This window comes from Halomonas sp. (assembly GCF_041689495.1).
GTDB lineage: Bacteria > Pseudomonadota > Gammaproteobacteria > Pseudomonadales > Halomonadaceae > Halomonas.
The window spans coordinates 1-7,252 of the sequence record NZ_JBDNGD010000053.1 but is presented as its reverse complement, the minus strand read 5'-3'; the positions used below and the strand labels follow the sequence as shown (position 1 = coordinate 7,252).

7 protein-coding genes are annotated in these 7,252 nt (G+C 57.9%); 3 read left to right on the top strand and 4 right to left on the bottom strand.

Going from position 1 to position 7,252, the window contains the following annotated elements:
• Both ACESMD_RS01875 and ACESMD_RS01870 read right to left on the bottom strand, forming a co-directional pair.
• Positions 1–1,124 (bottom strand): acetyl/propionyl/methylcrotonyl-CoA carboxylase subunit alpha (locus tag ACESMD_RS01875; RefSeq protein WP_372609805.1); only part of this gene is annotated, 1,124 nt, incomplete at its 3' end.
• Between the two features lie 38 nt (positions 1,125–1,162).
• Positions 1,163–1,384: a biotin/lipoyl-binding carrier protein gene (locus tag ACESMD_RS01870; protein ID WP_372609803.1), complete on the bottom strand. Its 222-nt coding sequence runs from the start codon at positions 1,382–1,384 to the stop codon at positions 1,163–1,165.
• Between the two features lie 245 nt (positions 1,385–1,629).
• On the opposite strand from ACESMD_RS01870, the gene ACESMD_RS01865 reads away from it, so the two are divergent.
• From ACESMD_RS01865 to ACESMD_RS01855, 3 genes are all read left to right on the top strand, one after another.
• The gene (locus ACESMD_RS01865) at positions 1,630–2,487 is read left to right on the top strand and encodes a MaoC family dehydratase N-terminal domain-containing protein (RefSeq protein WP_372609801.1); all 858 of its coding nucleotides are present in this window, start codon (positions 1,630–1,632) and stop codon (positions 2,485–2,487) included.
• Between the two features lie 70 nt (positions 2,488–2,557).
• Positions 2,558–3,433 carry a CoA ester lyase gene (locus tag ACESMD_RS01860; RefSeq protein ID WP_372609799.1) on the top strand — a complete coding sequence of 292 codons (876 nt, stop codon included), beginning with the start codon at positions 2,558–2,560 and terminating at the stop codon, positions 3,431–3,433.
• Positions 3,434–3,593: 160 nt separating this feature from the next.
• Positions 3,594–4,421, top strand: coding sequence for a TrmB family transcriptional regulator (locus ACESMD_RS01855; RefSeq protein ID WP_372609797.1), 828 nt, complete (start codon positions 3,594–3,596; stop codon positions 4,419–4,421).
• Between the two features lie 76 nt (positions 4,422–4,497).
• Here the strand turns inward: ACESMD_RS01855 and ACESMD_RS01850 are convergent, their stop codons facing one another.
• Both ACESMD_RS01850 and ACESMD_RS01845 read right to left on the bottom strand, forming a co-directional pair.
• A complete protein-coding gene (locus ACESMD_RS01850; RefSeq protein WP_372609795.1) occupies positions 4,498–5,298 on the bottom strand; it encodes an alpha/beta hydrolase in 801 nt (266 codons plus the stop codon).
• Between the two features lie 49 nt (positions 5,299–5,347).
• The coding region (locus tag ACESMD_RS01845; protein WP_372609793.1) for an acetate--CoA ligase family protein at positions 5,348–7,252 on the bottom strand (1,905 nt) is incomplete at its 5' end.

Here is a 7,252-nt window from a genome sequence, read left to right as displayed (position 1 = left end):
TGGAACCCACAGTCGATACGAATATCATGACTCTCATCCGGCAACTTGAAGCGCTTCAGGGGGCCCGGCGATGGCATGAAGTTCTTGGCGGGGTTCTCTGCGTAGATACGGCACTCGATCGAGTGGCCTCGGTGAACGATGGACGCCTGCTCGATGGGGGGAAGTTTCTGCTGTGCCAACCTCAACTGCATGCCAACCAGATCTGTGCCGGTACACATCTCGGTGACAGGGTGCTCGACCTGAATCCTGGTGTTCATTTCCAGGAAGAAGAAGTCGAAAGTATCGGCGTCGACGACAAACTCTACCGTGCCTGCACCGGAATATTTCTGATGCTGACAGAGCGAAGCCGCCACGTTTACCATTTTTTCACGGACCGCCTGGGGCAGCCCAGGTGCGATGCTCTCTTCGATCACTTTCTGATAGCGGCGCTGCAATGAACAGTCACGCTCATAGAGGTGGATGGCCTCGCCATTGCCGAAACCAAAGACCTGCACTTCCACGTGACGGGCATTCGCAATGAAGAGTTCCAAGAATATCGTCCCATCCCCGAACGCCTTTTCGGCCATGGACTGGGTGGACCGTGCGATCTCCAGGAGTTGTTCAGGCCGCTCGACCAGACGCATGCCGATTCCACCGCCTCCTGCCGAGGCCTTGACCAGCAGCGGATAACCCACCGCCTTTCCGGCCTGCTCAATGGTATCCAATTCGCCAACATCGAAGCGAGGACTCCCGGGCAATACGGGAACCCCGGCCGCCTTGGCGATTTCCCTGGCCCGTTCCTTGTCGCCCATGTCATCGATGCTCTGAGGGCTGGGCCCTACCCACGTCAGGCCAGCATCCTCCACCGCTCTCGCAAATCGGCTGCTTTCCGATAGAAAGCCATATCCTGGATGAACGAAATGGGCACCGGACTCCAGGGCAACTTTCAGGACATTGTCGGCAACCAGATAGCTTTCCTTCGCAGAGGCGGGCCCCACGGGATATGCCTCATCAGCCATCTTGACATGCAACCCCTCAGCATCAGCCTCCGAGTATACAGCCACTGTGGTGAGACCAAGTTTCTTGCAGCTCTTGATGATACGACAAGCAATCTCTCCGCGGTTTGCAATCAGCACTTTATTCATATGGTGAGCTCCTCGCACTCGCTGGAAGGTTGTTGTTCTTATGCCTCTACGATGGCCACCACATCACCTTCGGTTGTGACATCCCCTTCCTTGACACGGAGCTCCTTGATGACACCATCTTCCGGAGACAGGATGGGGATTTCCATCTTCATCGACTCAAGGATAACCAGAACCTGACCTTCCGTCACGGTATCCCCTTCATTTATTTCGACTTTCCAGACGTTTCCGGTGATCTCTGTCTTCACGTCGATCATGGCCATGAGCTTTTCTCCGGTGCCTTGGTTGTTAGTGGTAATGGACAGGGGGCGAACGGCATGCCCCAGGATGGGCCAAGCCCTCGCTGATACAGCATAGTGGTTCAGCGGGACGGCCAGCACGTTTGCATAATACTACAATCGTGGTGGTCGTTCTTGCAACTACTAATGCCTTCGACTAGGATCGAACGTGAAAGGGCGGGCCTGATACCGCTTTATTACACACTGGCGAAGGCAACGGGAGAAGAGTTATGGCCTTGGATCTGGATTATCTTCAGAAGTGGATCGGTAACACCGAGAAGGCAGAGGAAGAGCTGGAGCTCTGGCCGGTGACGGCTATGATGGCGGCGCTCGACGTGCCTGCCGAGGATTGGCCGCAGCGCGGCGATACACTTCCTCCCACGGCGCACTGGAATTATTTCGTCCCCAGGGTGCCGCAATCGAAGATCGACACGGATGGACACCCGCAGCGAGGCGACTTCCTGCCGCCAATTCCCCTGCCACGACGGATGTGGGCCGGGAGCAGGATAAATTACTACAACCCATTGATTATCGGAGAGAAAATTACCAAGACTTCAACCGTGCAGGATATCAAGGTCAAGGAAGGCAAGAGCGGTTCCCTGGCTTTCGTCACGGTCAAGCACGCTTATTCCAATACCGAAGGTGTTGCCCTGGAAGAGGAGCAGGATCTGGTATATCGGGATAACCCACCTGCCGCAACCGGCGTGCCCGAGCGCAAGCCCGCCCCTGAAGGCGCCGAATGGAGCCGGGAAATCCATCCGGACACTCCCCTGCTGTTCCGTTACTCGGCCGTCACCTTCAATGCGCACAAGATTCACTATGACTATCCCTATGCGACTGAAGTAGAGGGCTATCCCGCACTCATCGTGCATGGTCAACTTATTGCCACCTTCCTGCTCGACAATTGGCAACGCAACAACCCGAACGATACGGTGACCCGGTTCTCGTTCAAGGCCATGAGTCCATTGTTCTGCGGTGAGACCTTCAAGGCCCAGGGCAAGCCGGCCGAGTCTGGAAACGAAGATGTGCTCTGGGCTTGCACCACCAACGGCGGTCTGACCATGCAAGCTGACGTGGCTTGGAAGTAGACTCCAGATGGCATGTCACTCATGGCAGGAGACACCCGTCTCATGCCGCCAAGATAGAGGAAAAAGAGCGATGACAACGAACGCACGTCCACGTCGCAGTGTGCTTTACATGCCGGGGTCCAATGCCAGGGCGTTGGACAAGGGACGCGGCCTGCCGGCCGATGTCTTGATCATGGACCTGGAGGATGCCGTTGCGCCTGGTGCCAAGGTGGAAGCCAGAGACCTTATACTGGAAGCTCTGGAGGCCGGTGGTTATGGCCACAGGGAAATCGTCATCCGGGTCAATGGGCTCGATTCCCCCTGGGGCCACGACGACCTGGTGATGGCGGCGCGTGCCAATGCCGATGCCGTTCTGTTGCCCAAGGTGGAAAGTGCCGACATGGTCAGGCGCGCCGAGTCGATCCTGAAGGCAGCAGGGGCGCCGGATTCCCTGGCTATCTGGTGCATGATGGAGACCCCCCGGGGAATCCTTCATGCCGAGGAGATCGCCGACGCCAGCAGCCGCCTGGCAGTGCTGGTGATGGGCACCTCTGACCTGGCCAAGGATCTGCATTGTGCGCATACCGAGATGCGCCTTCCCATGCTGCATATCCTGTCCACCTGCGTGCTGGCGGCGCGTGCCGCTGGCCTGGCGATTCTCGACGGCGTCCACCTCGACCTCAATGACGATGATGGCTACCGAAAGGCGTGCCGTGCAGGCCTGGAAATGGGCTTCGATGGCAAGACCCTCATCCACCCTAAGACGATCGAAGTGGCAAATGAGGTCTTCGCTCCGAGCGAAGAGGATGTCGCATGGGCTCGAAAGATAATTGCGGCATATCATGATGCCGTAGCGCAGGGTAGTGCCGTTGTCCTGGTCGATGGTAAGCTGATAGAGAATCTTCATGTCGAAGGTGCCGAACGTATCGTGAGACTCGTCGAAGCCATTGAGGCTAGAGATATGTAGGCGATCGATTCAACTTTATAATGACTACGACAACCGATCTCTGTTGGTTTGAACATCGGAGTTGAAGGAACGGGGTTATCATCACAGGCATTACCGGAGGTTAGTTTTGGCAAATCGCTTACGGTTTGACGAAGGCGTCTCGAGTGGATTGTCCAGCGAGATGCAGAAGCTGGGCTTCACGGACTATGAAGCCAAGATATACATCCAGCTTCTCCGAATCCATCCGGTCACTGCCTATGAGTTGAGCAAGGTCACAGGGGTTCCCCGCGCGAATGCCTACCACTCGCTTGAGAGCCTGACTCGCAAGGAAGCCGTGCAACCCGTGAGCGAAGATCCTGTGCGTTTCGTTCCTGTTCCTCCCCAGGTCCTGCTCGAGGGCATCGCCAGTTCCACCCAGAGGCGCTGTGATCAGCTGACATCCCAACTTAACTCGCTGAGCAAGACTGAGGACTCCCAGTACGTCTGGACGATTTCCGGCGAACCCGCCGTGGAAGAGCGCATCAAGCAGATAGTCCTTAGTGCGAAAAAGTGTATCTGGATAAAGGCTCAGGATCAGGTGCTTCGACGTCACGAAGATGTGCTGCGCAGGATGGCTAATTCCGGTATCGAGATATTTATTATCCTCTTCGGAGAGGATCCGGAAGAGTTTCGCTACTCCGATAATGTCAAGATATATCTACATGAGGGTAACGGCAAGAGCATCGGCACCGCCGATAATCTCTTGACGATCACGGTGGATCATGAACAGCTGTTGACCGCCAATGTGCAGGGCAAGGTATTCGCTTCCTATACTCGCAATCAGCCGATTATCACCACGGCCGATTCATTGATAAGGCATGATTATTACATGGCCGAAATCATGATTCGGTTCAGCGACGAGATCCAGGAATCCTTCGGCCCACATTTGAAGTCACTGCGTGAGTCGCGCTTTACTCCTGAACAGCTGGAGCGCTTCCATCAGCAGCTTGACTCGAGCTCATCCGCATGACACAAACAGGCTCGATACCTGACAGGGCACTGTTGTTGCTCATGACTACTGTTGCTCATGACTACGGGTTGCCTTCTCACCCCCCGCTTCCGGCTCGGGGGTTATACCATGCCGGTCGATTGTCATACTGGAAGCCTGGAAGGCGCCAATTCAGCCAACAGTGTATGGCGTTGGCCACTTCCATTCCCCAAGGGCCCAGCATCAGCGCATGTGAGGCACTCGATACACGGATGTAGTCTCCCGAGTAGAAATCGACAAAGGCGGGACCGAACTGGTTGCGGTCATGCTCGGCATCGACTGCCAGTACCGGCGCGTGGATCAGTGCCGGGTTCACCGACACACGACCACGCCCCGTCTGGTTCATGACACTGGGGGTTTCTGGCACCAACCTCGAATGGAACTCGGCATAGTCCCCATCATCGATAGTGCCGAACATGTGCCGCCTGACCTGTTGATAGTCAGGTATCGAAGGGCTGCCGGATGGCAGATCCTTCGGCCTGCTGGCCCCAAGCCCCTTGGGAGGGCCGGAGCCCAACAGCACCAGCGCCGCAAGGTCAGGCAACCGCTCAGCCGCCTTCTGCCCCACCACACCACCCATGCTATGTGCGACCAGGACGAAAGGCGTGTCGAGCCAATCGGCGATCTTCAGCACATCACTCACATAGTCATCGGGCTGGAGCTCGAGGAATTGATGATCCTCGAGAGCGTAAGAGCCTGGATGATTGCGCAGCGAGAGGGCGATGGTGTGCCAGCCGGCCAGCGCATAATATTCTTGCCAGGCTTCGTAGACCCACCAGCCCTGATACGCACCGTGCAGAAAGACGATGGTGGGCATCGGCGGGGAAAGACAGATGGGCACGACTTCGTTGACGAACAACCCATCGATAAGATGGGTAGAACGACGGGTCGCCGCACCGGACTCGCCTCTACCGCTGTCGAGCGGCGAAGCGAACCTCCATGGCTTGGACGACCGACAGCGCCTGAGCGGCATTGGTCACCTCGTCATAGACAGGGATACCAACAGCCAGCGCCTGTTGGCGATACTTGCGCTTGATGTCATCCAGCTCCTGGGAGCCGTCGGAACGGAGCACCAGCAAGAAGTGGGCCCTTCCCGGATGAGTGACCTGCACATGCTCGGCGACCTTGATCAGGTTATCGACAGGATCCTTGTCACCGCGACCGACAAAGGAAGCAAGGTTCAGGTGCATGACGATGGCATCGGGTTTGGACGTATCGTAGACCCTGTCCAGGATCGTACCGGCAATCCACCCATTCTCCTGCTGCAAGGTCCCTACCGGCGCATCGATGGGGTTGGCCACACTGGTGCCCGGCGGCAGTTTCAGCGCTTCCAGGGTGATGCGAGTTTCCGCGGCGAAAGGGTCAATGTTGAGCCCCAACTCGGCGAAGTAGTCAGTGGCCAGCACCCCGGTACCACCGCCATTGCCGAACAGCACCACCTGACGAGTCGGACGTTCCGGTCTCAGGGTAGTGTTCTGGAAGGCCAGCAGCGTATCGATGAACTCATCGACGGAGGCGACCATCGCGCAGCAGGTCTGCGTGCAAAGCGCATCCCAGGCTCGCTGGTCGCCAGCGAGCGCGCCGGTATGCGAGGCGGCGGCGGCATTGCCCTGGGCGGAACGGCCACCCTTGAGGATCACCACCGGCTTGGTAGCTGCCTTCGAGTTGAGCAGCTCGAAGAGTCGGCGACCATTCTTGACCCCCTCCAGGTACAGCCCGATGACCTTGGTCTGTGGATCCGCGAAATAGTATTCCAGAAGGTCCGATGGCTCCAGGTCGGCGCTGTTGCCCATGGTCACGACGCCACTGAAGCGCACACCACGCCACTGGCCACGCTTGATGATATCGGTACCCAGGCCACCGCTCTGGGAAATGATGCCGACACTGCCCACTTCCTCCGGTGGATTGACGGGGAAGGTGACTCTCCCTCGGGGAGAGTACATGCCCAGGCAGTTAGGGCCGATGACACGGCAACCACCCCGACGCGCACTCTTCACCAGCTCCTGCTCGAGCGCCTTGCCCTCTTCGATCTCGCCGAAACCACTGGACAGCACCTGGGCAAATTTTACGCGACCATTGGCCGAGGCAAGCAGCTCGGGGATGTGCTTAGCGCCGATGGCGATGTAGGCGTAGTCGATGAGATCGGGCGTATCGGCAAGGCTCGGATATGCCTTTAGCCCCTCGACCTCATCGGCTTTGGGATGGATGGGGTAGAGTTTGCCGGCGTAGCCATAGGCCTTCATGCGTCGGATGAAAGTGTTGGCCATGGTTACGCCGGTGGTGGATGCCCCGACAACCGCGATGGCCTCTGGCTGGAACAGCGGCGTATACCGGTCGATGACGGAAAGGCCGTCATCGGGTGCATCGGGAATGGCTGCGGACTGACTGGCATCCGGCGACGACAGGATAAACCGAGCATCGGCGGCGATGGCCCCGGCACTGGACACGATGAGCGGGTTGATATCGACTTCCGTCAGCTCCTCGTCGAGCTCCATCAACAGGCCATCCGGGCTGGCCAGGCGCATGATGACGTCGACGATGGCACGCTTGTCGACGGCTTCCCCGCCGCGGACACCGTCAAGAATGGCCGCGCCACGGAGGTCCGCGAGCATCTGCCAGGCATCCTGTTCGCCGATCGGACAAATCCGGAAGGCCACATCCTTCAGAACTTCGACGAAGATGCCACCGAGACCGACCATCACCATCGGGCCGAAATAGGGATCTCGCACCGCTCCGACAACGATTTCCTGGCCGGGAGGCAGCATTTCCTCGATCAGGTAACCCTCGACATTGGCTTCACGGATCAAGGGCTG

Coding starts and splice junctions, on each gene's coding strand:
- ACESMD_RS01870 (WP_372609803.1), bottom strand. CDS start 1,384: ATGGCCATGATCGACGTGAAGACAGAGATCACCGGAAACGTCTGGAAA.
- ACESMD_RS01865 (WP_372609801.1), top strand. CDS start 1,630: ATGGCCTTGGATCTGGATTATCTTCAGAAGTGGATCGGTAACACCGAG.
- ACESMD_RS01860 (WP_372609799.1), top strand. CDS start 2,558: ATGACAACGAACGCACGTCCACGTCGCAGTGTGCTTTACATGCCGGGG.
- ACESMD_RS01855 (WP_372609797.1), top strand. CDS start 3,594: ATGCAGAAGCTGGGCTTCACGGACTATGAAGCCAAGATATACATCCAG.